Origin of the sequence: Haloarcula argentinensis DSM 12282, from assembly GCA_000336895.1 — an archaeon.
Taxonomy (GTDB): domain Archaea; phylum Halobacteriota; class Halobacteria; order Halobacteriales; family Haloarculaceae; genus Haloarcula; species Haloarcula argentinensis.
In genome coordinates, this window is record AOLX01000013.1 from 1 (window position 1) to 21,487 (window position 21,487).

The 21,487-nt window shown below is 63.2% G+C and carries 22 protein-coding genes and 1 rRNA gene; 11 read left to right on the forward strand and 12 right to left on the reverse strand.

Features of this window, described 5'->3' with window-relative positions; genetic code table 11:
- The 3 genes from rrf to C443_RS03560 all read left to right on the forward strand — a co-directional run.
- Positions 1-80 (forward strand): 5S ribosomal RNA (gene rrf, locus C443_RS22450); the annotation flags it as partial.
- A gap of 201 nt (positions 81-281) precedes the next feature.
- The gene (locus C443_RS03555; protein ID WP_005533933.1) at positions 282-701 is read left to right on the forward strand and encodes a CopG family ribbon-helix-helix protein; all 420 of its coding nucleotides are present in this window, start codon (positions 282-284) and stop codon (positions 699-701) included.
- A gap of 100 nt (positions 702-801) precedes the next feature.
- Positions 802-1,713, forward strand: coding sequence for a PLP-dependent cysteine synthase family protein (locus C443_RS03560; RefSeq protein WP_005533934.1), 912 nt, complete (start codon positions 802-804; stop codon positions 1,711-1,713).
- Between the two features lie 35 nt (positions 1,714-1,748).
- Here the strand turns inward: C443_RS03560 and C443_RS03565 are convergent, their stop codons facing one another.
- From C443_RS03565 to cyaB, 4 genes are read right to left on the reverse strand one after another with little or no spacing between them, the layout of a single operon-like run.
- Positions 1,749-2,294, reverse strand: a complete 546-nt coding sequence (locus C443_RS03565) for a DUF5804 family protein (protein WP_005533935.1) — start codon at positions 2,292-2,294, stop codon at positions 1,749-1,751.
- 27 nt (positions 2,295-2,321) lie between these two features.
- The gene (locus C443_RS03570) at positions 2,322-3,509 is read right to left on the reverse strand and encodes a tRNA sulfurtransferase (RefSeq protein ID WP_005533936.1); all 1,188 of its coding nucleotides are present in this window, start codon (positions 3,507-3,509) and stop codon (positions 2,322-2,324) included.
- A gap of 47 nt (positions 3,510-3,556) precedes the next feature.
- Positions 3,557-4,759 carry a methionine adenosyltransferase gene (locus tag C443_RS03575; RefSeq protein ID WP_005533937.1) on the reverse strand — a complete coding sequence of 401 codons (1,203 nt, stop codon included), beginning with the start codon at positions 4,757-4,759 and terminating at the stop codon, positions 3,557-3,559.
- Between the two features lie 59 nt (positions 4,760-4,818).
- Positions 4,819-5,361: a class IV adenylate cyclase gene (gene cyaB / locus C443_RS03580; RefSeq protein WP_049943889.1), complete on the reverse strand. Its 543-nt coding sequence runs from the start codon at positions 5,359-5,361 to the stop codon at positions 4,819-4,821.
- 80 nt (positions 5,362-5,441) lie between these two features.
- Here cyaB and C443_RS03585 point away from each other — a divergent pair, with 80 nt between their 5' ends.
- The 3 genes from C443_RS03585 to C443_RS03595 all read left to right on the forward strand — a co-directional run bounded on the left by C443_RS03585 (position 5,442) and on the right by C443_RS03595 (position 7,829).
- Positions 5,442-6,470, forward strand: a complete 1,029-nt coding sequence (locus C443_RS03585) for a threonine ammonia-lyase (protein WP_005533942.1) — start codon at positions 5,442-5,444, stop codon at positions 6,468-6,470.
- Positions 6,471-6,549: 79 nt separating this feature from the next.
- Positions 6,550-7,491: an FKBP-type peptidyl-prolyl cis-trans isomerase gene (locus C443_RS03590; RefSeq protein ID WP_005533944.1), complete on the forward strand. Its 942-nt coding sequence runs from the start codon at positions 6,550-6,552 to the stop codon at positions 7,489-7,491.
- Between the two features lie 137 nt (positions 7,492-7,628).
- Positions 7,629-7,829 carry a hypothetical protein gene (locus C443_RS03595; RefSeq protein ID WP_005533945.1) on the forward strand — a complete coding sequence of 67 codons (201 nt, stop codon included), beginning with the start codon at positions 7,629-7,631 and terminating at the stop codon, positions 7,827-7,829.
- Positions 7,830-7,831: 2 nt separating this feature from the next.
- On the opposite strand, the gene C443_RS03600 is transcribed toward C443_RS03595, so the two are convergent.
- Together C443_RS03600 and C443_RS03605 are read right to left on the reverse strand one after the other, a co-directional pair.
- The gene (locus C443_RS03600) at positions 7,832-8,461 is read right to left on the reverse strand and encodes an RAD55 family ATPase (protein WP_005533947.1); all 630 of its coding nucleotides are present in this window, start codon (positions 8,459-8,461) and stop codon (positions 7,832-7,834) included.
- A gap of 28 nt (positions 8,462-8,489) precedes the next feature.
- Positions 8,490-9,116, reverse strand: a complete 627-nt coding sequence (locus tag C443_RS03605; protein ID WP_005533949.1) for a MinD/ParA family ATP-binding protein — start codon at positions 9,114-9,116, stop codon at positions 8,490-8,492.
- Between the two features lie 261 nt (positions 9,117-9,377).
- On the opposite strand from C443_RS03605, the gene C443_RS03610 reads away from it, so the two are divergent.
- The 4 genes from C443_RS03610 to pyrI all read left to right on the forward strand — a co-directional run bounded on the left by C443_RS03610 (position 9,378) and on the right by pyrI (position 13,043).
- On the forward strand, positions 9,378-10,310 hold the full coding sequence (locus tag C443_RS03610) for a sugar phosphate isomerase/epimerase family protein (protein ID WP_005533951.1): 933 nt from the start codon (positions 9,378-9,380) through the stop codon (positions 10,308-10,310).
- Between the two features lie 39 nt (positions 10,311-10,349).
- Entirely contained in the window at positions 10,350-11,507 is a 1,158-nt protein-coding gene (locus tag C443_RS03615; RefSeq protein WP_005533952.1) for an FG-GAP repeat domain-containing protein, read from the forward strand.
- A 157-nt stretch (positions 11,508-11,664) separates the two neighbouring features.
- Positions 11,665-12,579 (forward strand): aspartate carbamoyltransferase, encoded by a 915-nt coding sequence (gene pyrB, locus C443_RS03620; RefSeq protein ID WP_005533954.1) that lies wholly within the window; start codon positions 11,665-11,667, stop codon positions 12,577-12,579.
- Complete coding sequence (gene pyrI / locus C443_RS03625; RefSeq protein WP_005533956.1) at positions 12,576-13,043, forward strand: aspartate carbamoyltransferase regulatory subunit; 468 nt, start codon at positions 12,576-12,578, stop codon at positions 13,041-13,043. Before pyrB ends, pyrI begins: the two co-directional genes overlap by 4 nt.
- 21 nt (positions 13,044-13,064) lie before the next feature.
- On the opposite strand, the gene C443_RS03630 is transcribed toward pyrI, so the two are convergent.
- From C443_RS03630 to C443_RS03655, 6 genes are read right to left on the reverse strand one after another with little or no spacing between them, the layout of a single operon-like run.
- Positions 13,065-13,931, reverse strand: a complete 867-nt coding sequence (locus C443_RS03630) for a DUF58 domain-containing protein (protein WP_005533958.1) — start codon at positions 13,929-13,931, stop codon at positions 13,065-13,067.
- A gap of 55 nt (positions 13,932-13,986) precedes the next feature.
- Positions 13,987-14,928 (reverse strand): AAA family ATPase, encoded by a 942-nt coding sequence (locus C443_RS03635; protein WP_005533960.1) that lies wholly within the window; start codon positions 14,926-14,928, stop codon positions 13,987-13,989.
- Positions 14,925-15,881, reverse strand: a complete 957-nt coding sequence (locus tag C443_RS03640; protein ID WP_005533961.1) for a DUF7502 family protein — start codon at positions 15,879-15,881, stop codon at positions 14,925-14,927. The genes C443_RS03635 and C443_RS03640 overlap by 4 nt, the downstream gene beginning before the upstream one ends.
- Entirely contained in the window at positions 15,881-16,540 is a 660-nt protein-coding gene (locus C443_RS03645) for a chromosome partition protein (RefSeq protein ID WP_005533962.1), read from the reverse strand. The genes C443_RS03640 and C443_RS03645 overlap by 1 nt, the downstream gene beginning before the upstream one ends.
- Positions 16,537-18,903, reverse strand: a complete 2,367-nt coding sequence (locus tag C443_RS03650) for a VWA domain-containing protein (protein ID WP_005533965.1) — start codon at positions 18,901-18,903, stop codon at positions 16,537-16,539. Before C443_RS03650 ends, C443_RS03645 begins: the two co-directional genes overlap by 4 nt.
- Positions 18,903-20,696, reverse strand: a complete 1,794-nt coding sequence (locus C443_RS03655) for a vWA domain-containing protein (protein WP_005533966.1) — start codon at positions 20,694-20,696, stop codon at positions 18,903-18,905. The genes C443_RS03650 and C443_RS03655 overlap by 1 nt, the downstream gene beginning before the upstream one ends.
- A 237-nt stretch (positions 20,697-20,933) precedes the next feature.
- Here C443_RS03655 and C443_RS03660 point away from each other — a divergent pair.
- Positions 20,934-21,487, forward strand: a 554-nt coding sequence (locus C443_RS03660) for a helix-turn-helix domain-containing protein (RefSeq protein WP_005533967.1), incomplete at its 3' end; no start/stop codon positions are given.

The following is a 21,487-nucleotide window of genomic DNA, read 5'->3' on the forward strand; positions in this document are numbered from 1 at the left end:
AACACGGAAGATAAGCCCACCAGCGTTCCGGGGAGTACTGGAGTGCGCGAGCCTCTGGGAAACGCGGTTCGCCGCCACCATTCATACCTCTCACAGCCCACTCAGGAGAATCATCTCTCCCGAGTGGGCTTTCTGTATTTATACAGACCAGAGCTATTAGGACGACAAGCCAGCAGGTCGTCGTTCAGAAGAGATGAGCTAGCGACAGCGCTATCCCGAGTGATTCCAGTCGTTCCGGGCAGATATGAACTATTAATACTGCAACGGCGCCGAGTTAATACATGGGCGTTGTAAGTATCTCGATGCCGGACGAACTGGAGGAGCGAATCGACACGTTCGCCGACGAACATGGGTACACAGGCCGCAGCGAGGTCGTTCGGGAAGCGGTGCGGAATCTGATGGGGGAGTTCGAGGATAAGCGGCTGGAGGATCGCGAACTGATGGCGATCGTCACAGTGTTGTTCGACTACGAGACGACCACGGTCGAGGAGAAGATGATGCATCTCCGCCACGACCACGAGTCCATCGTTGCGTCGAACTTCCACAGCCACGTCGGCGACCGGTACTGTATGGAGCTGTTCGTGCTGGAGGGCCAGCTGGAGGACATCTCCGCGTTCGTTGGGAAAGTCCGGGCCACGAAAGACACGCTGTCAGTCGATTACTCAGTGCTGCCGGTCGATGACATAAATATGTTCACGTGAGACCGTGTCGGATCCAGAAAGCGATGCCGCCTCTTTGAACTATACGAACCGTTTGGGGCCTTCAGTAGGCGTTTAAGTCGGGCCCGCGTAGGCGGCGGCGATGAAAGACTCTATTCTCGATACAATCGGTTCTCCACTGGTCTCGGTTCGTGCACCGGAGGGGGCAACCGTCGGAGCGAAGATCGAGTCGTTCAACCCTGGCGGGTCCGCGAAGGACCGGCCGGCAAAGTACATGATCGACGACGCCGAGCAAAACGGGACGCTCGAACCGGGTGATACGCTCGTCGAACCGACGAGTGGGAACACCGGCATCGGGATGGCGATGGTCGGGGCGACGAAGGGGTACGACGTAGTGCTGGTGATGCCGTCCTCGAAGTCGCCGGAGCGCCGACAGATAATGAAGGCGTACGGCGCGGAGATCGACCTTGTCGAGGGAGACATCTCCGACGCGAAGGATCGCGCGGACGAGCTGTGCGAGCGCGATGACTACGTTCAACTCCGACAGTTCGAGAATCTGGCGAACCCGACAGCACATTACGAGACGACGGGCAAGGAAATACTCGAACAGGTGGGTGACCGGACTGTCGATGCGCTGGTCGCGGGCGTCGGTACTGGTGGAACGCTCACAGGCACCGGCCGTCGACTGCGTGAAGCGTTCCCCGAGATGGATATCGTCGCGGTCGAGCCGGCGGACAACGCCGTCCTCTCGGGGATGGAACCGGGTACCGGCGAGGATAGCTTCCAGGGAATGGGACCGGGATTCGTCAGCGACAACTTGGACACCGATCTGCTGGACGACGTGGTGACGGTCGAACTCTCGGCTGCGGAGGACGAGTGCCGGCGGCTTGCCCACGAGGAGGGTATCCTCGTCGGGCAGTCATCGGGCGCATCGAATCTCGCCGCGCGGAAGGTGGCTGAGCAACTCGTCGCGGACGGCGTCGACGATCCGCTCGTGGTCACGGTCTACTGGGACAGCGGCGAGCGGTACATGTCGACCGGAATGTTCGACTGAGAACTGTCCGTTCTATGCGCGCGGCGTGATCCGAGTTAGGCTCCGAACTCCGATTCGGTCACTCTGACGATGAGCGTGTCATCCACGTCCTGAAGATCGTATTCGGGAATCGTGTCGCCGGTCCGTGTTAGGAGCATCGGCTCGACAAGTTCAGGCGGGCGCTCGGTCTCTTTCGCCTGTGTGCCAGTCGTTGCTTCCGACTCCCCCTCCGACGAGGCTTCGTCAGTAGATTCGTCGGGTACGTCCGACTCGACAATACCGTACACTTTGAGAAAGCGACCGGTATCCTCTGGCGCAACGTCGTCGTCCCGGATCGCCGCGGCGAGGTCCCGGGAGAGCCACTCCGTTTCACTGATCGACGGGTCACGCACGAACGCAGCGTCGGCGAAACGAACGAGATACCAGTTCAGGTCGTTGAGCAACGCAACCGCCGCGCCGAGGCTCACGGTGTCGACGGCGACGGTATTCGCGAACGGCTCCTGCAGGTCGTAGGTGGCGAGTGCGTTTCGCGCAGTCTCGCGCGAGAGGAGTTCGTACCGGAGATTCACGTCCTCGCTCCCGACGAGACAGACCTGCGTCATGGCTCAACCCTGGCCCGCCCCGGAAATTTAGCTTTCGATGGGGATGACAGCGCGGTCCTGCGCACAGACTTTGGCACGCTCGAACAGGTCGTCGGGTTCGGCTGCCCGAACCGCTTCCAGCGAGGCATTGGTTTCCGGATGCGATGGCGCGACACGGTTGCAACCGGTGTCGATTGTCGAGTCATCGAAGGTCCCGATAGTCCGCGCGTGATTGGTTATCTCGGACTTGTCGACGGTGAGGTTCGGTCGGTACACCGGGAGCGTGGTCGCAGCATCGGTGACTGCGATGTTCGCGCTTGTCTGGCTGGACTTCTGCCCGATAGCTTCGCCGGTGACGATGCCGACAGCGTCGCATTCGTGCGCGATAGCCTCGGCGCCTGCGAGCATGAACCGGCGGAGAACGAGCATTCGGAGCGACCCGAGGTTTTGAGAGAGGTCGGTGACGACGTCACCGGCGTCGATTACGGACAGCGACAGGTCGTGTCCGGGTGCGTACGAGGCGAGTGTTTCGACGGTCGAAACGGCTCGCGCCCGGTGGTCGGAGCCACCGTAATCACCGAGGTCGACGTAGACGGGAAGCACCGGTGTGCCGCGTTTCATCAGTTTCCAGGCGGCGACGGGCGAGTCGATGCCGCCGCTGACGAGAGCGACGACGGGTCGCTGGGTCCCGAGTGGGAGGCCACCGGGTCCCGCACGTTTCTCACAAAAGACGTAGGCCTCATCGGCACGACACTCGACGAACAGTTCGAAATCGGGGTTGTCGAGGTCGACAGCGGGCTCACCGCCCAGTTCCTCGATTACCTCCCAGACGGCGGTGCCACCGTCGGATTCGATGTCCGTGCTCGAAAAGGGATGTGCCTCCGCTGGTCCCGCCCGGCGGGCGCTGACAGCGAAAGCACCGCCGTCGTACTGCTCTCGTGCGGTCACGGCCAGTGCATCTTTGATTGCGGACAGCGTCGAGTCGACGGTCGTGACCGCCGAGGCGGAGGTGACGCCGAACGTATCGGCCGCGGCCGCGGTCACGCCCTCGGGCTGGTCGGTGTGGACGAACAGCCGGTTCCGTCGTTGTTCGATGTCCCCTGAGAGGGCGCGCGCGTCGAGCATCGCACGGATGTTGTCCGCCAGCTGGTCCTCCATCTTCCGGCGGACCTGGTCGCTCTTGACGCCGAGTTCGCCGTGGCGGACGAGCACGCTGTCGGCGTCTGGTGGATGCATGCCCGCGAGTTGACTACCGGCGAGTAAAGGGGTGTCGCCTCGCCGTCTCAGAACGTCGAGAGGTTGCCGTCGATGACCTGCCGCGTGATGTCGGTCACGTCGGCGAGTTCGTCGTCGATTGTGGCCTGGATATCTGCTTCGACGTCGCCGACTGCGACACCGTCTTCAGTGATAACCGTCGCGTCAGCGACGTGGGGTTCGTCGATCGGCGACCCTATCTGTGAGAGCAGACGCATCTGGACCTGTCGGATGCCGTCCACCTCGCTCGCAACGGACTGGGCGATCTCTGTCGAGAGGAGGTTGTATATTTTCCCGATGTGGTTGACGGGGTTCTTCCCGGACGTCGCCTCCATGCTCATCGGCCGGTTGGGCGTGATGAGGCCGTTCGCACGGTTTCCGCGGCCGACGGAACCGTCGTCGCCCTGCTCGGCACTGGTCCCGGTGGTGGTGAGATAGATGGACTCGGCGTCGTAGTCGTCGGCCGTGTTGACGTGGACCGTCACGTCCCGGTCGGTGTACTCCTCGGCGAGGTCGGTGACGAACGCTTGGACGTCCGAAACGGCGGATTTGTACGTCTCGAGGTCCGGAACGTGTTCGTCGACCATCGCAACGGCCACGGTCACGTCGATGTGGTCGCCCTCTCGCTTGCCCATCACCTTCACGTCCTGACCGACGACCGGGTTCGACTCGGCGTACTCGCCGGTCAATTTCTGCTCGGTGTTGCGGACGATCTGCTCGGTTTCCGTTAGCGGGGCGTGGCCGACACCGTAGCTGGTATCGTTCGCCATCGGCACTGTCGCCTCTTCGCCGAACACGGTCTGGAGGTCGCCCGACCCTTCGCCGAACTGGACGTCGACGATGACATCGGAGCCGAGGTCGAGGTGGGGGAACTGCTTGTCGAGGTAGTCGCGTGCGGCCCGGAGGGCAATACTTTCGGCTGGGATGCGTTCGCCGTCGAACTTCTTCGTCGCTCGGCCGACGACTAGGATGTAGATCGGCTCAAGCACTTCGCCGCCGCCGTACGCGGGGGCGGCAGTGCCGGCGACGAGCTGTGTCTCGTCTGTGTTGTAGTGCAAAACTGTGCCGAACCGGTCGATGTACGTCTGTGCCAATGCACGCGACACTGTCTCCGCGATGCCGTCACAGATAGAGTCCGGATGGCCGATACCCTTGCGCTCTACGACTTCGATGTCCTGATCTTCGACGGCGAGCCCGCTCGCAGGTTGGACGTGGATGTTCCGCTCGGTCATTGCTGCAACTTCGTCTGGCCGGGTTCTATAACTTACGGGAACAGATAATAGCGGAATGATTACTCGTTCGCATCGCTAAGTAGCATACCGAGATAGGAGGTTCGCTGCTGGTCGCTGGGATCCAGATTGAGATCCCGAAGCACCTCGTAGGCCCCCTCTCGAACGGGTTCGATGTCGCCGTCGGTCTCCCGCTCCACTTCGACGAACTCGCCGACATCGTCGACAGCGTCGAGCGTGACGTCGTATTCCCGAACCTCGTACACCCGACGGTTCTTGCGGACGGTCGCCGCGGGCTCGAAGCCGAGGTGCTGGACGATCGCATCGATGTCGTCGCCGTCCTCGACGCCTGTTTCGAACTCCTCTCGGCTCTTCGACTCCGCTTCGAGGAGCGGCCCCTTGTAGGTGACTTTCGCGTTCGTCTCCCCCTTTCTGGTCTCGCGGCGGACCCGGAACGCCTCGTCTGTCTCGGCGAAATCCCGATGGGGGGCGTCGTAGTACGTGTCTGTCTGGATCACCGTGTCGACTTGTTCGGCTTCGAGTTCGTCGAGTCGCTCCGCGACAGCCTCGATGTTCGCTGGCACTTTCACCTCGACTTCGTACATACTGTGGGGCTGGACCGGGCCGCTAAAAAACGCTCCCGTCGACCGCGCCATTTACTGTGTCCGCTCTCTCGGGTAGTAGTATGGCCGGTCGCTACGAACCGATCGATTCCCCGGACGAAACGACCCTCTTTCCGTACCACGACCTGACGCCGCCGACAGTTGCAACGGTCGCGCGCGCCCGGCAACGCATCCGACAGCACCTCCCGGAAACGCCGCTGGTCCGCAGTGAAGCCCTCTCCGAAGCTCTCGATGCGGATGTCTTGCTCAAGCGGGAGGATACCCTCCCAACTGGCGCGTTCAAAGTCCGTGGCGGTGTAAACCTTGTCGCGTCCCTCGACGAGGAGTTCAGGGACGCCGGGCTGCTCGCTGCGAGCACGGGGAACCACGGCCAGTCCATCGCCTGGGCCGGCCGCGAGTTCGACGTGCCGGTCACCATCGGTGTCCCGGCGGACGCGAACGCCGGAAAGGTCGACGCACTGGAACAACTCGGTGCGGAAGTCATCCAGTACGGCGAGGACTACGACGAGGCCCGCGAGCACATCGAGAACTTGGCGACTCAGCGTGCGGCGCGCTACGTCCACTCGGGTAACGAACCGAAACTACTCGCCGGTGTGGGCACAGCAGGTCTCGAAATCCTCGACGAACGGCCCGACGTTGACCGCGTGTTCTGTCCTGTCGGCGGTGGTACCGCCGCGGCCGGGTACTGCACGACACTCGGAGCGATGACGGACGCCGCTGTCGTCGGCGTGCAGGCTGCGGGTGCGCCCGCAGTGTACCGTGCCTGGCACGAGGAGACGCTGGAGGCCCTCGACAGCGTCGACACCATTGCCGAGGGCGTCGCGACGCGGGTGCCGTTCGCGCTCCCGACCGAAATACTGCAGGCGGAACTCGCCGATTTCCGGCTCGTGTCAGAGGACGCAATTGCGGACGCCGTTGCCCGCCTGTTCGAGACAGACCGCATCGTCATGGAAGGGGCCTGTGCGACGGCTGTCGCCGCAGCGATTCAGGCTGGTGACGAACTACGGGGCGAGACGGTCGTGCTTCCCATCTCGGGGCGGAACATCGACCGAGAGAAGTTCGACCGGCTGCTGGCCGAAAGCGAGTACTAGCCGGCCACTTCTAAAGGTCCCCGACCGCTGCTGACCGGGAAACGTTGTCCTTAAGAGTGCCACGACTGACGAACAGGGTATGAGCAACGAGTCTGAGACTGACGTAGACGAGGAGACCGCAGACGAAGAAGAACAGGCGGAGGGACTTCAGAAAGGCGATGTCGTCAAGCTCGCCTACACCGCCCGCACCGTCGACGGCGGCCAGCTTGTCGACACGACCGACGAAGAAGTCGCCGAAGACGACGGTATCGACACCGAACAGCAGGAGTTCGGCCCGCGAACCATCGTGCTGGGCGAGAACCACATCTTCCCGGATGTCGAGCAGGACATCTACGGCAAGGAGGTCGGCGACGAGGGCGACGTGACCGTCGCGGCCGCCGACGCCTTCGGCGAGTACGACGAGGAAGAGGTCCGGACGGTCTCGAAAGACAAGATCCCTGAGGACGACCGCTACCCTGGCGCACACGTCGATCTTGAGGGCGAACACGGCCACGTCGAGACCATCATTGGCGGCCGCGCGCGAGTGGACTTCAACCACCCGCTGGCCGGTGAAGATGTCGAGTACGACTACGAAATCCTCGAAGAGGTCACGGACCGCGAGGAGAAGGCACAGGGCATCATCCAGATGATGCTCGACATGGAGCTCGACGTGTGGTTCGAGACCGACACTGTCGAGGAAGAACAGCTCGTCGAGAGCGAGGACGACGAGGACGAAGAGTCCGAGCCCGAGTACGAAACCGTCGAAGTCGAGAAGGAGACGCTCTACATCGAGGCGACGCCGCAGCTGACGATGAACCAGCAGTGGATGATGGGCAAACAGCAGATCGCCCAGCAGCTGACCCAGCTACTCGATATCGACCGCATCATCGTGCAGGAGGAGATCGGTGGCGGCGGCATGGGCATGCCCGGCATGATGGGCGGCATGGGCGGTGCCGGTGGCGCTGACATCGAGGACGCACTGGAAGACGCCGACGTTGACGCCGAAGAGATCGTCGAAGAGATCGAAGGCGCTGAAGAGTAGCTGCACCGCGAGCACGCGAGCGGTTCTGCAGTGTTGAGCGTCAGCGACTAGTTCCGCGGCTCCGAGCGATAGCGGCCGCCACCTTCTGAGAGCATAACCGGGAGAACCGTTATACGCACGACACGTCATCACTACCCATGCGAGTGTCGCTGGTGTACCCGTCACTGCTCGCGCTCCCGCCGGGAATTGCGTTTGGCGTCGGAACGGTCGTGCTGACCGGAAGCACCGGAATCGGACTGGCAGCGGGTATCGGCGTCGGTCTCGGACTGTTCCTGTTGATACTCGTCGGAACGGAGTTCGGGTCGACGGACAGGGAGCCACGGCCCGGCGGCGAATAGACTCAGGCGATGTCGCGGCTCGTGTCGATGCTGACCTCCTCGACGAGATTGAGCTTGATGATGTCGGTGGGGGCGCGCCCGCCGCGGAACTTCGGAATCGCGAGGCGGTTTTCGACCTCGTCACCGGCCGTCGTGGTGTTGAGCTGGAACACCACGTCAGCGAAGTGCTCGGTCGTATCCCGAAGCGGTGGCACGTCACGGCCATCGAGACAGTGGACGATAGCGAGGCTTCCGGTGTTGACGATGTGGTTCTGCAAGTCGTTCATGAACGCGCGAAAGCGCGAGTGTGGCTCTTGGGCTTCCAGCACGTCGAGCGGATCGACGATGAGGTTCGAGGTCTCCGGCAGCGCCGAGACGAGCTTGCCGGCGTTGTCGAGCGGTGCTTCGCCGGAGATGTGTCGCACCGTCGGGTCGCCGGTGTTGGCTGGTGTTTGCTCGATGCTCGCGATGACTGATTCGGCGGTCCGATCGAGCGATAACCACAGCGTTCCGCGCGTGGCGGTGAGTTCATAGAGGAACAGCTCCGCCTGGCTAGCCGGCTGGGCAGAGAGCACGACGATACTCCCGGCAGGGATGCCACCATCGAGCTTTCTGTCGAGGACGTCGATCCCCGTTCGCAACCGGTTGGCCATACCACTGAGGACTTATTTTCCCACGAGATTAAGTATTCCGCTTGGCGAGAACGTTCGCTATCTCGACGTATTTTGCCGCCGCCCGGTCCGATTCCAGCGGTTTCGACACCGACGGAACGTGTACCGTCTCTGGGCAGGACAGCAGTGGCGATGGGTCTACGGACCCATCACTGCCGACGAGGACCGCGAGCGCGGGCGGTGCATCGAGCGCACGGGCCATCGCCGCAGTCTTGGCTGTGTCGGTGAGGCTCTGGCGGGTTGGTGCGCTCACGAGCACTGTCCTGTCAGCCGCCCGGAGCGGCCGGGCGGCGTCCGGGCCAGCCCCGGCCGGACAGTCGAGTACCACCGGGCGATTACGTCGGGGCAGTGTGTCGATGGCAGTGTCGACAGCGGCTTCGGTTGCGTCCTGACAGGGGAGTACGTCGACGTTCTCGACGGTCATGGCGCGCTTGGCAACTGTGGTCGGCTCAGCCGAGACTGTGATATCAGCGATTCCGGGTGCCGAGTCGACCCCAGCGCGACGGTGGAGGTTCGGCATATCACGATCGGTGTCCACGACCAGCGACCGTCTGGTCGGCGTCCCCAGTGCCTGACCCACGCCGAGGGCGATGGTCGTTTTGCCACAGCCACCCTTGCCGCCAGCGATTGCGAGCATACTGGGGATGGACCGTCTATCGGCTTTGAAACCTTGTACTGGAGTCGAGAACATTGACAACCGAACTGGGTCGAAAGGACTGGCTTACGTTGGTTGGCCGTTGCCTACTCTTATACGGTCGTTATACGCTGTACGCCCCCTGTCCACAGCGAGCCTGTGTTTTCAACGGCAACGGTTCCGACAGCCGAACCGTTCGTGCCCGCTCTCAATGGGACCTGATAGCATGTGTGTAACAATGATGGTGACACCGTAACTGTGAGTATGGGTAGTGGACCGAACACGGCCATTCAGTTATACAGTATCCGCACCCTGTCCGAACCGCTCCCCGAAATCGTCCGTCGTGTCGGCACTGCAGGCTACGATGGGGTCGAGTTCGCTCACCGGTTCCACGAGGAACCGCCCAAAGATGTCGCAGCAGCACTTGATGACGTGGATCTCGAACCGGTCGCCGTCCACGCGGACCTCCCGGATATCGAGGCTGCGCTGGACGGAGAGTCAGATCTGTTGGTCCGGTGTCGAACTGTGGGGTGTGATACACTCGTTATCCCGCATTTGTCGGCGTCCGAGTTTCGAACTCGAAGCGATATCCGCTCGCTCTCCCACCGGCTTTGCGACGTAGCAGCCGGCCTCGAAGCGTGTGATATGCAGCTCGGGTATCATACGGGACGACAGACGTTCCGACCCTTCCTTCCGGACGCGGCGGGCAAACTCATCGACGGAACGCCGATACCCGCAGCCGTCGGAGAATACACACACCAGTTGCTGACGAACCTTCGGGCAACCGACCAGACGACGATACCGAGTGAGACGCCCGCGTGGAATCTCCTCGCTCGAACCACGCCGGCGGAGCTCACGTTCGAACCGGAGGTCGCTGAGATCTGCGAGGCCGGCTACGACCCAACCGCGCTCCTCTCGCTCTGTGGTGAGCGTATCAATATGGTACACCTCCGAGATGTAGCTCCAATCGGGCCGTTCCGGGGCTACACGAACGTCCCACACGGGGAGGGCGTTGTGGATATGGAGGCAGTTCTGGACGCCGCCAGCGACGCTGGCGTTGACTGGGTGATCTACGAAAACGAACTCGACAACGACCCGACGGCGAAGATCGATCACGGGACGGCAACGCTAGAGCGTCTCCTCGACGGGAGTAAGCCGTCGCGCAGTTCCACACGGCTGCCCGCTACGAGTTCGTGACCACTGTCGGTCGGTGTTAGCCCGGCTATAACAATACCGATGCACCCGAACGGCTGGGACATGAACCTCCATCACGAGCGCATCGAAGCCTCGCCACCGGCGAGCACGATGAGCTTCTGTCTCACGACCGACCTCACGGGGAACGGTCGGCCAGATGTTATCGTCGGGGCGCTCGGCGACGAACACGAGGTCCAGTTCCCACTCGTCGACAAGTCAGTCGACTTGCTGTCCGTGTTCGGCATGGGGCCGCTGGCCCGCTGGCTCCAGACGAACGTATTCTGGTACGAAAACCCCGGCTGGGAGCGACACGACGTTGCCAGCGCACCGGAACTCTCCGTCGGCGGCTCGCTGGGCGATATAACGGGGAACGGTCGCCCTGACATGGTCGCTGGCCAGAATATCCACCAGCACAAACTGTGGTGGTTCGAGATCCCGAAAGACCCGCGAGAGCAGTGGACACGTCGCCTCATCACCGACGACTTCGAGAAGTATCACGACACCGCCGTGGCGGACGTGGACGGCGATGGCCAGAACGAGGTCGTCGGACTGTCTCAGGAATCCAAGACGGTGTTCTACTACGATATTCCCGAGGACCCGACGCGGGAACCGTGGCCGGTGGCGAACCGCCATGTCGTCGCTGAGGACCTCGATGTCGAGGGTGTCGCTGTCGAGGATATCGACGGGGATGGCGAGGTCGAAATCGTCGCCGGCCCCAACATCTTCCACCGGACGGCCGATGGGTGGGATAGGGAGCCGATCGCCGAGGGCTGGCAGTGTACCCGCGTCGCTATCGAGGACATCGACGGCGACGGCGATCTGGAAATCATCCTCGTCGAGGGTGACGAACCGTATCTCGATGACCGCCCGGCCAGGCTGGGCGTGTTCGACCCGCCCGAGTGGGACCTGACCCTGCTACACGACGACCTCTCGAACCCACACAGCCTTGACGTGGCAGACTTCGAGGGGGACGGTAATCCCGACATCTTCGTCGCGGAAATGGGTCTTGAGGAAGGACACGAACCGCGACAGTTCGTGTTCCACAACGACGGAGCGGGGAACTTCGAGCGGAAACAACTGAACACCGGTATCCCAACCCACGAAGCGAAGGTCGTCGACCTCGACGGCGACGGTATCCCCGATATCGTTGGGAAGGCATACACCGAGCCACGCGTCGATGTCTGGCAGAGCAATCCCTGACTAGTCGTCTCGTACTGCTATTTCGGCCGCTATTTGTTTTTTGACCCGTTTTCGAGCCCAATGCCGACGCTCTCGAAGCCGAACCTGATGATGTAAGCGACCGTTCAATTCCCGTGTCGGGGGATTCAAGACCGTCCGGAGCGCGGTACCGAGTGAAATGCGGCACGACCACATCATCAGCGCGAAACAACTCTCGCGGGGCGACATCGAGACGGTGCTCGACCGCGCGGCTGACATCGCGGCTGACCCGGGGGCGTTTGCGGACCGGCACAGCGACACGCTGCTTGGGCTCCTCTTTTTCGAGCCGAGTACCCGGACGAAGATGAGCTTCACAACGGCGATGAAACGCCTCGGCGGCGACATCGTCGACATGGGCTCTGTCGAGTCCTCCAGCGTGAAGAAAGGCGAGTCACTGGCCGACACCGTCCGCGTCGTCGAGGGGTACACCGACGCGCTCGTGCTCCGGCATCCTATGGAGGGGTCCGCAAAGATGGCGAGTGAGTTTGTCGACGTGCCACTCGTCAACGCCGGTGACGGGGCCGGCCAGCACCCGACACAGACGCTACTGGACCTCTACACGATCCGTGAGAACGCGGGCTTCGATGACCTGACTATCGGTATCATGGGGGACCTGAAGTACGGACGGACGGTCCACTCGCTGGCCCACGCACTCACGACCGTCGACGCCAGTCAGCACTTCATTAGTCCGGAGTCGCTTCAGCTTCCGCGCTCAGTCCGCTACGACCTCCACGAGGCCGGTGCGGGCGTCCGCGAGCACACCGAACTCGACGAGATACTCCCGGAACTGGACGTGCTCTACGTGACGCGCATTCAGGCCGAGCGGTTCCCGGACGAGAGCGAGTATCGCGAAGTCGCCGGCCAGTACCAGATCGACGCTGCCACGCTTGAGGCGGCCAAGGACGATCTGACCGTGATGCACCCGCTTCCGCGGGTCGACGAGATCGCCCACGATGTCGACGAAACCACTCACGCACAGTACTTCCAGCAGGCCCACAACGGCGTCCCGGTACGGATGGCGCTGCTCGACTTGATGCTCGGAGGCGGCCAATGAGCGACAACGACCAGCAACTCCGCGTCTCAAAGATCCGGAACGGCACCGTTCTCGACCACATTGCGGGCGGACAGGCGCTGAACGTCCTGGCGATTCTCGGTATCGACGGTACCAGCGGCGACTCCGTCTCCGTCGCGATGAACATGCCCTCGGACCGTCTGGGGCACAAAGATGTCGTCAAGGTCGAGGGCCGCGAACTCTCACAGGACGAGGTCGACGTACTCTCGCTCATCGCCCCCGCGGCGACGATCAACATCATCCGTGACTACGATGTCATCGAAAAGCGTCGCGTCGAACGCCCGTCGGTCGTCGAGGGCGTCCTCGAATGCCCGAACCACAACTGCATCACGACCGAGGACGAACCCGTCGACTCGCGCTTTGCCGTCGGCGACGACGGCGTCCGCTGTGAGTACTGCGATACGATCATCCGCGACGACCTGCCGGCACACATCTTGGCAGAGTAAGCCGTCCCTGCCGTCGTTTGGCTACTGTAGCCAGATGCTCGCAAAGGAGTCGAAGTAGTCTTCACCGGTATCGACCAGTACGTGGTCCGCGCCGAGCGCGGTGACACGGTTCGACACCGAGTCGATGTGTGCGTCGAGCCGCGACTGGTACGTCTCGGCCAGCGAGCCGCTGAAATACGATCGGCGTGTCTCGTCACTTTCCGGGTCGGCAAACAGCACGTCACCGACGACGCCGGGGTCTCGCTCCGCCGGAGCGACCACGCGGACTAACAGTACGTCGGCGTCGTTGCGTGCGAGCGCAGCGACACCGGATTCGAGTGTCTCTGGCTCGGCTAGGCAGTCGCTGAATACGACGACGAGCGAACGTGAGCGGATACGTTTGGCGTATGCCTCCAAAGCGGATTCGAAGTCCGCTTTCCCTGCCGGCGAAACCTCGTTCAGTTGGTCGATGAGCGAGAGGAGTTCGCCGCGGTTCGACTGACCCGTATCGATACGGTCCACCCGGTCGCGGAACGTACAGAACCGGAAGTCGTTGTTCTCTTCGGCGGTGAGATAGGCGAAGCCAAGCCCGAGCTTGGCGGCGTACTCGAACTTGTGGCTCGCCGCGTCGCCGTAGTCCATCGATGCGCTCGTGTCGACGAGCAGGTGGACGGTCAGGCTCCGTTCTTCCTCGTACTGCTTGATGAAGTACTCCTCCGTCCGGGCGAACAGCTTCCAGTCGATACGCCGCGTGTCGTCCCCCGGTGAGTAGCGCCGGTAGTCGCTGAATGTGAGTCCTTCCCCGACCCGCGGGGATTGCTGATCGCCCTGCCGAATCGAGGTGGTCTGGCGGTTCAGCGCCGCGGTGAACCGGCCGAGTTCGTCGAGAAAGTCCGGTTCGATAGTCACAGCTGTCCCTCCCACTCTTGCTGGGCCGCCCGCTGAACCGCGGTCACTGGGTGTCTCATTCCAGCAGGGCCGCGATGAGGTCGTCCGCCGTCCGCCCCTCTCGCTCGGCCCGGAAGTCCACGATAATCCGATGGCGGAGCACGGGGGCGGCCAGCGCCTCGATGTCCTCGCCGGTGACGTGCGAACGGCCGTGGAGGAACGCCCGGGCCTTCGCCGTCTGGACGAGCGCCATGCTCGCACGCGGGCTGGCTCCGAACTCGATGTCGTCGGCCTCGCGGGTCCGACGGACGAGCTGGACCGCCCGGTCACGCAGATCGTCGGCGATGGGCATTTCGCGGACGAGTTGCTGAATCTCCTGAATCTCCGTGCGGGTCAGCGAGCGCTCGACGGGGACCTGTTCCGCGCCGGCGGTGTACATGTCGACGATGGTCCGCTCCTCGTCGTACTCCGGGTAGTCGACCAACAGCTTCAGCATGAACCGGTCGGTCTGGGCCTCCGGGAGCGCGTAGGTCCCCGACTGGTCGATGGGGTTCTGGGTGGCCAGGATGAAGAAGGGGCGCGGCAGTTCGTATGTCTCGCCCGCGGCAGTCACCTGTTTCTCCTGCATCGCTTCCAGCAGGGCGGCCTGTGTCTTCGGCGTCGCCCGGTTGATCTCGTCGGCCAGCACGACGTTGGCGAACACCGGCCCCTTCTCGAAAACGAACTCACGCCCGCTGTCGGTTTCGCGGATGATCTCAGTCCCGGTGATGTCGGAGGGCATCAGGTCGGGGGTGTTCTGAATCCGGGAGAACTGGAGGTCGGTCACCTCCGCGACGGTCCGGACCATCGTTGTCTTCCCCAGCCCCGGGTTCGATTCGAGCAGGGCGTTGCCGTCAGCCAGAATACAGATGAGCAGTTGCTCCAGTACCTCCTCCTGGCCGACGATTCGCGTGGCGATCTGTTCACGTGCGTTCGCGATCTTCTGCTGTAGTTCGTCGATGTCTTGCTCTGGGCTCATGGGTCGGTGTCCTCGTCGTCTGTGTCTCGGTCTCGAATCCTGAGATTGTACTCGCGGATTAGGTCTGCATCTTCGACTTCTTCCTGGCTGGCGAACCCGGCCTGCTGACTGTCGACCGTGCCGCCGCCGCTCCCCGGCTCCCCGGCGTCCGGCGACGATGGGAACGACTGGTCCCGGTCGATTTCCTCGTCACCGCCAGTCGAATCGATCTCGGCGGTGAGGTTCTCGTCGCCAGCCTGCACGTCCTCGCTGTCGCCGAGTATCGCGTCGCCGTCTTCGAGCCCCTCGTACTCGCTGGGCCGGTCGTTCGGCGACTCGGTCTCGACCGGGTCGCGGTCGAGTAGGCCGATGTCGACGACGGCCACCTGCACTGTCGCCAGGCTCAGCAGGATAACGACGATAAGCGTGCCGAGCAGCCGCCGGCTATCGACGAGTGCGATGCTCGAACTCTGTTTCAACCCATCGAGAACATCCTCGTAGAGCCGGGCCGCCATCCGCGTTTCGGCCCCGTCCTCGACCGCGTCCCGGGCCGTTCGGAGCGCGTCGGTGACGTTCGCGTTTGCGGCCTCGAATTGCTCGACGAGCGGCTGGCGGACCCGGTGCAGGTACTCGCCGATGAACCAGACCCCCCCAACAGCGAGGCCGACGACTGCACCCGTGGGGAAGGTCAGCTTCGGTATCGAGCGGCCGACAGCTGCCCCGACCGGGTCCGTCACCGCCGCCGGAACTGACAGCTGTGTCGGGAGTTCCGTCGGCGAGAGGACAGTCAGGAAGATGTTCACCAGGAGGAAGATCAACACCGCGTCGACGATGGCGTAGACGAACGCCGCTTTCTTGCCCTCGCGTCTGACCTCGGCGATGGCGTCAGCCATGCGTTCGCGTGCCTGTGCCCGTCCGTTTTCAGGCGGCTCGTCGTCGCCGCTTTCTCCGGTATCTGTGTCGGGATCGTCCATCAGTAGTCCTCGCAGGTCGGGTCCGGTGTCTCCATCCTGTTACAGATGGTCTCGATATCGTCTCTCAGCTCCTGGTTCTGGTCTTCGAGGTCCTGGATGTCACTTTCGAGAGAGGAGATCCGTGATTCCAGACTGTCGATTTCGTCCTGCAGGTCCGACACTTTGTCCTCTAGTTCGTTGCGCTCGTCCTCTAACTCCTCGTTTTCGGCCTCTAGGTCGCCGATTGTCGACTCGAGGTCATCAACTTCATCTTGGAGATTGTCGCGCTCGTCTTGCAGATCATCGACTGTCCCTTCCAGATCTTCGACGCGGTTCTCGCTCTTGCGGAGCGACTGCTGGGTCTCCGCCAACTGGCTCTGCGTGGCGTTCAATTGCTCTTCCGTCTGGTTCAGGTTGGTTGCGACCTGATCGACGTCTTCCGACCGCGTCTCTAGTCGCTCTTCGAGTTCGTCGACGCGGGTCCGGGTAGATTCCAGGTTACTTCTGGTGTCGTCCAGATTCCCTCGAAGTTCGGCGTTTTCCTGTCTGAGATCCTGGTTCTGCGATCGTAGTTCGCTCGCGGAGTCCTGATACAGCACCGTTGTCCCGCCGGTGCCGACCATCGAGAGGAGGACGAACAATACGAGTCCGAGGTTGATTCGGCGGCCGATTGCGCTCACGGGAGACCACTCTCCAGGGAGGTGCGACCGCGGTACACTTGAACACGCCGGGCGACCACCTCGCCGGTGAACAGCAGGAGTGCGCCGAGCAGGGCAATCCAGTCCCAGGTGTCCCGAACGGTCCGGACCCGGGTGGACTTCTGCCGTGCCTCTCTGGCTATCTGTTCGCCCTGGCTCGGGCTGAAGGTCTGCCCGCCCGTCGTTTCGACGAGCGCATCGAGGCTGTCACTCGGGCCGAAGGACGCGTACTCGACGGGGTAGTTCGCCGCGTACTCGGTGTCGAGTGTGGTCTGATATCCTGTCTCCCGCGGCGTGAACTCGCCGCGATACCGGCCGTCGCCGATCTGGCGGAAGGAGATGTTCGCTGCCTCCGGGCGGCTATCGCCCCGGTAGGTCAGCGTTGTCGGACGCCCCACACGGGCGTCATCGACCGCCGTGACGCCGGTCTGGGTACGCATTGGATCGCCGACCGCGTAATTGACCGATTTCGTGACGACCAGCGAGTCCGGCCGGTCGAGCAGGCCGCCCATCGTGTTGTCCGAATCGTAGGCGGTAATAGAGACCACGCGGCCCAGCCCGAACCGCCAAGAGGTGATGGCCGGCTTCCCGTCCGCGGTGGCGACCTGATAGTCGGCACCGGGCTTGACCTGGACGTTGTTCGCCTGACCGGGATTGGCCGTCAGCTCGACGCCGGAGGTGATGAACGTGTCCTCTGTGACGATGGTGAGGTTCTCCCCCTGGTAGCGCCGCGAGGAGCCGCCAAAGAGGAGCCGCAGCCGCTCGGTCTCGTCGGCCGCGAAGTACGAGCCGCCGGACTCGCTGGCGATCTGGCGCATCGTCGGGACGCCGACCCGCTTGCCGACGCCGACCGAGACGACGCGCGTCCCTTCGCGGCCCAGCTGGTTGGCGACGGCTGCCGGCGGGCCGAGCTGGTCCCGACCGTCACTGAGGAGGATGATCGTCCCTTCGCGGTCGCCCAGCAGTTCGTCGGCTCCCTGAAGCCCAACAGCGATATCGGTCGCGCCACCGCTTTCCAGCCGCCGTATCTTGTCGGCAGTCTCCGCCCGGTTCTGGCCGAGTGCTTGCATCTCCGAGACGCGATATGCGTCGTGGTTGAATGCGACGACGCCCACCCGGTTCTCGTCGCCGAGCTGGTCGAGTACATCCAGTGCGACGGCTTTCTGTATCGAGAGGCCGCCCTCGGCGCTACCGGACACGTCGACGAGAATGACGATGTTCGACTCGCCGCCGGTCGCGTTCCCCACGCGGACCGGGAGCATTGAGGCCACCGACGACGTTTCGTACCCACCGTTCTCGTAGGCGTTGTCGCCGCCCGCGACGACCAGCCCGCCACCGTTGATGACGAAGTCCTGCAACGCGGTGGCGTTCCCGATATTGCCCGACGGCGTGTCTTGCATGACGACGGCGGCGTAGTCGTCGAGGTCCGCCGGAACCGACGAGGCCGTCGAGACGTTGTACAGCGAGTCGAGATAGTTTCGCAGCGGGTACTCGCCCTGTGAGACGTACAGCACGTCGGGCTGTTCGACGACGCGGACGCTCTTGTAGAACACGTCGTTTCGCGCGTACTCGTCGTCACCGGACAGCGTCGCAGTCACGCGGTGTGACCCGATTTCCTCGAACGTATGGTCGACGGTGAGCGTCCCGTCCGGTCGGAGTTCGCCTTCAGTGACCGTCTCGCCGTCGATGGTCACCTCGACGGGCACCGATTCGATGACACTCACGCCCTCCATCGAGACGGTGTACTGGGACTGGACGCCGCGGCTCACCGTCGACGGCCCCGCTATCGCTACGGCCCGCTCGGTGCGTGGCGACTGCGGGGTGACGCTATGGACAGTCGCGTTGAGCCCGGCGGCGTCCTCGGCGGCCGTCGCCAGACTTCGACCCTCCGTGACGCGCCCGTCGGAGACGACGACGACCGTTCCGTTCTCTTGCAGATTTGCCGCCACGCCGTCACCGATCCGCGAGTTCGACCCGCTGCCGATCGTCGCTCGCGTCACCGGAACCCCCTCGCCTTCGATGTCCTGTACCAGCTCGTCGGTCGTGTTCGGGTAGATGCCCATGCTTGCGGATTCATCTGTCAGCAGTGTCACGCCCGGCTCGCCCGGCGTCTCGCGGGTCTGGACGGTGTACGGTTCCATCGCGCCGAGCACGAGCAGGCAGACGATGAGCACGCGGCTGGCGAGCAGGAGCCGGCGGCTCCGGTTCGAGGCCGATCGCGGCCCGCCGTCGCCGCGCCGGACGAGATACGCGAGGAGGCCGACGGCGACCGGCAAGGCGAGTAGCGGCCACAGGTGCTCGACACCGACGGTGAGCCCCTCCGCAAGGGTGTATGAAACTGCCATCAGAGATCACCCCGTCGGCGCAGATAGCCGACCTCGGCCAGTGCGAGCACCAGCCCGCCCAGCGCGAAGTATTCGGTCAGCGGCTGTGGCACCGACCGCTGTTCGGTCCGAGTGAGGTTCCCGGCCGTTCCGGAGCGCCGGTCGAGTGTTTCGACGTTGGTGTTGGATTCGCCCTCGTCCAGCAGCGACGCGCTCACCTGCCGGCTCTCACTCCGGTAGAGGCCGGCCCGCTGGAGCCGGACCGAGGTCCCGGAGACACGGCCGGCCGGCCCCTCGACGGTGGTGTTACCGAACTGGACAGTCTCACCGGTTTCGTGGTTCAGCGCCGGGAGCTGTTCCCTGTCCGCGAGATAGTACACCGCCCGCTTCCAGAACACGGGGTACTGGTAGTTGAACTTGAAGCTGGACCGGTCCTCGATGTAGCCGTAGTACATGACGCGGCCACCGCTCCGGTCTTCGGTCGCGATGAGCGGCGTCCCGTCGCCCAGTTGCACCTGAGCCGACCCGGAACGTAGCGACCCGGAAATATACTCATCCGGTGGCTGGAAGTCGATGCCACGGGTGAGCTGTGTCTGTGCCGTCTGGCCGACTGTTGCACCTGCCTTGGTTTCGCCGGGTTCGATAAGGAGGAGGTCCTGGTACCGCTGTGGGAGGTTGTCCTGTGCCAGCACCGCGACGCCGCCACCGTCTTCGACCAGTTCGCGCCCGCTCTCGACGTTGCCGGGGAGCAGCGAACTCTGGTCGACGTTGCTGTACAGTATCACGTCGTAATCGCCCTGAATCGTCGTCGGCGGCTGTCTGACCGTCACGTTCACCCGGTCGACGACCGACAGCGCGGTGGTCAGGTACCGGTTCCGGTCGTTTGTCAGCACTAACACGTCGACAGCCGCGTCCGCTGGCGCGGCGACGTAGACGCTGTCGTCAGTCGTGAAACTGTCGCCCGGGCTGAGTTGCGCCTCACTCCCGCCGGTCGGGACCGGTAGCGTCACAGAACCCACGTCGTCTGGCCCGAGCTGTAGTTCTCGCTGGGTGTTGCCGAGCCGGACGGTCCGGGTGACGGCCGAGTCGCCGTAGTTTTTCACCGACAGCGTCACCGCCGAGCCGGAGAACCGCCGGTCGATGAACCCGACGTTCGCGTCGCCCCCGCCGTCGAACTGCTGGAGATCGACGGAGAGGCCGCGCCCGCGCGCCGTCGTGACCGCCGTGGTCCACTCCTCGCCAGCGAAGTCGCTCAGAACGACGATTCTGGCGTTTTCGCCGGCCAGCGAAGCCGCCTGCGAGATAGCGCCGCTGAGTTCTCCCGGCGCATCCGTTGGGCTGAGTCCATCTAGCGTTCCCTGAGCCGCTGTCGGCGTACCGCGCTGGAGTACCACATCGCCACCGCTGGTCGTGGTGACGATAGATGTCGTCCCCGTCACTTCTTCTCGGGCGGCCGCGACGGCCCGCTGGAAGCGTGTTTGCCCGTCGGCGTCTGTCTGCATGGACGCGCTCGTGTCGACGACGATGATCGTTTCCTCAACCGTCGCCCGCTCGGAGACCGTAACGTACGGTGTCGCCAGCCCGACTGCGAGCACCAGCACGACTAACACCTGTAACAGCAGGAGGAGGCTCCGTGAAATCCGTTCGAGAAACGGTGTCGCTGACTGCTGGCGCTCTCCGGCGACGAGAAATTGGAACGTCGGCAGCGTCAGTTCCTGTGGGTCCGGTCGAATGAGATACAGCACCACAATCGGCACCGCAAGAAGGAGGGCAGCCAGTCCCAGGGGGGCAAGCAAAACGTCCGAGAGGACCATTGTTGTTGTATCAGGCGGAGGCGGCATTTATCTTGTGACTTTAGTGACACCAACTTGTGGACATGCCCGCGACGTCGTCTCTCTGGGTCACGGTGGGGCACAGTTTATACTTGGGACCGTCGTGACTGCTGGGGGATATTTATACATGAACGTTCGGGACGAACATATCGCCGTCTGCCGATTACAGTGAGAATTGACAAAATGTATTTAAGTAAACGACGGAGAGGTGCAAACAGAATGGACCAATCCGAGAGTGGGCTCACAGGGTCGACGGCGGGCACCGCCACTGAACGGCCCCTCAAAATCCTGTTCGAAATTGAGCTGCCCGATAACTGTTCGTGTCCACTCTCGGATCCGGACGCAGACATCGAGAGCGTTCACAACCAGATCGACGACGGAATCTGCCACGCAGAGATGACTGTCTCCGATGAAACCGGTACTGCGCGGGTCCTTCATTCGACAAATCAGGTCGGGGACGGTTGCCTCTGTCTCGCGTTTAGCGAGGTCGGGTGTGTGCCACGAACCCGACGCGTAGACGGTGACACCCTCTTCATCGAAACGTACGTCTCAGACCGGAGCGTCATCAGCGAGCTAGTCGAGCAGTTGCAATCAGCGGCCGAACGAGTCCGTTTGCGACGGCTGACATCCCGGCAGGACGACGAGACGGAGTCGGAGCCTGCGACTGTCGACCTCTCCTGTCTCACGACAAAACAACGGGAAGCGGCGATACTCGCGGTCGACGAAGGCTACTACCGGCAGCCCCGACAGACGACCCTCGACGAACTCGCATC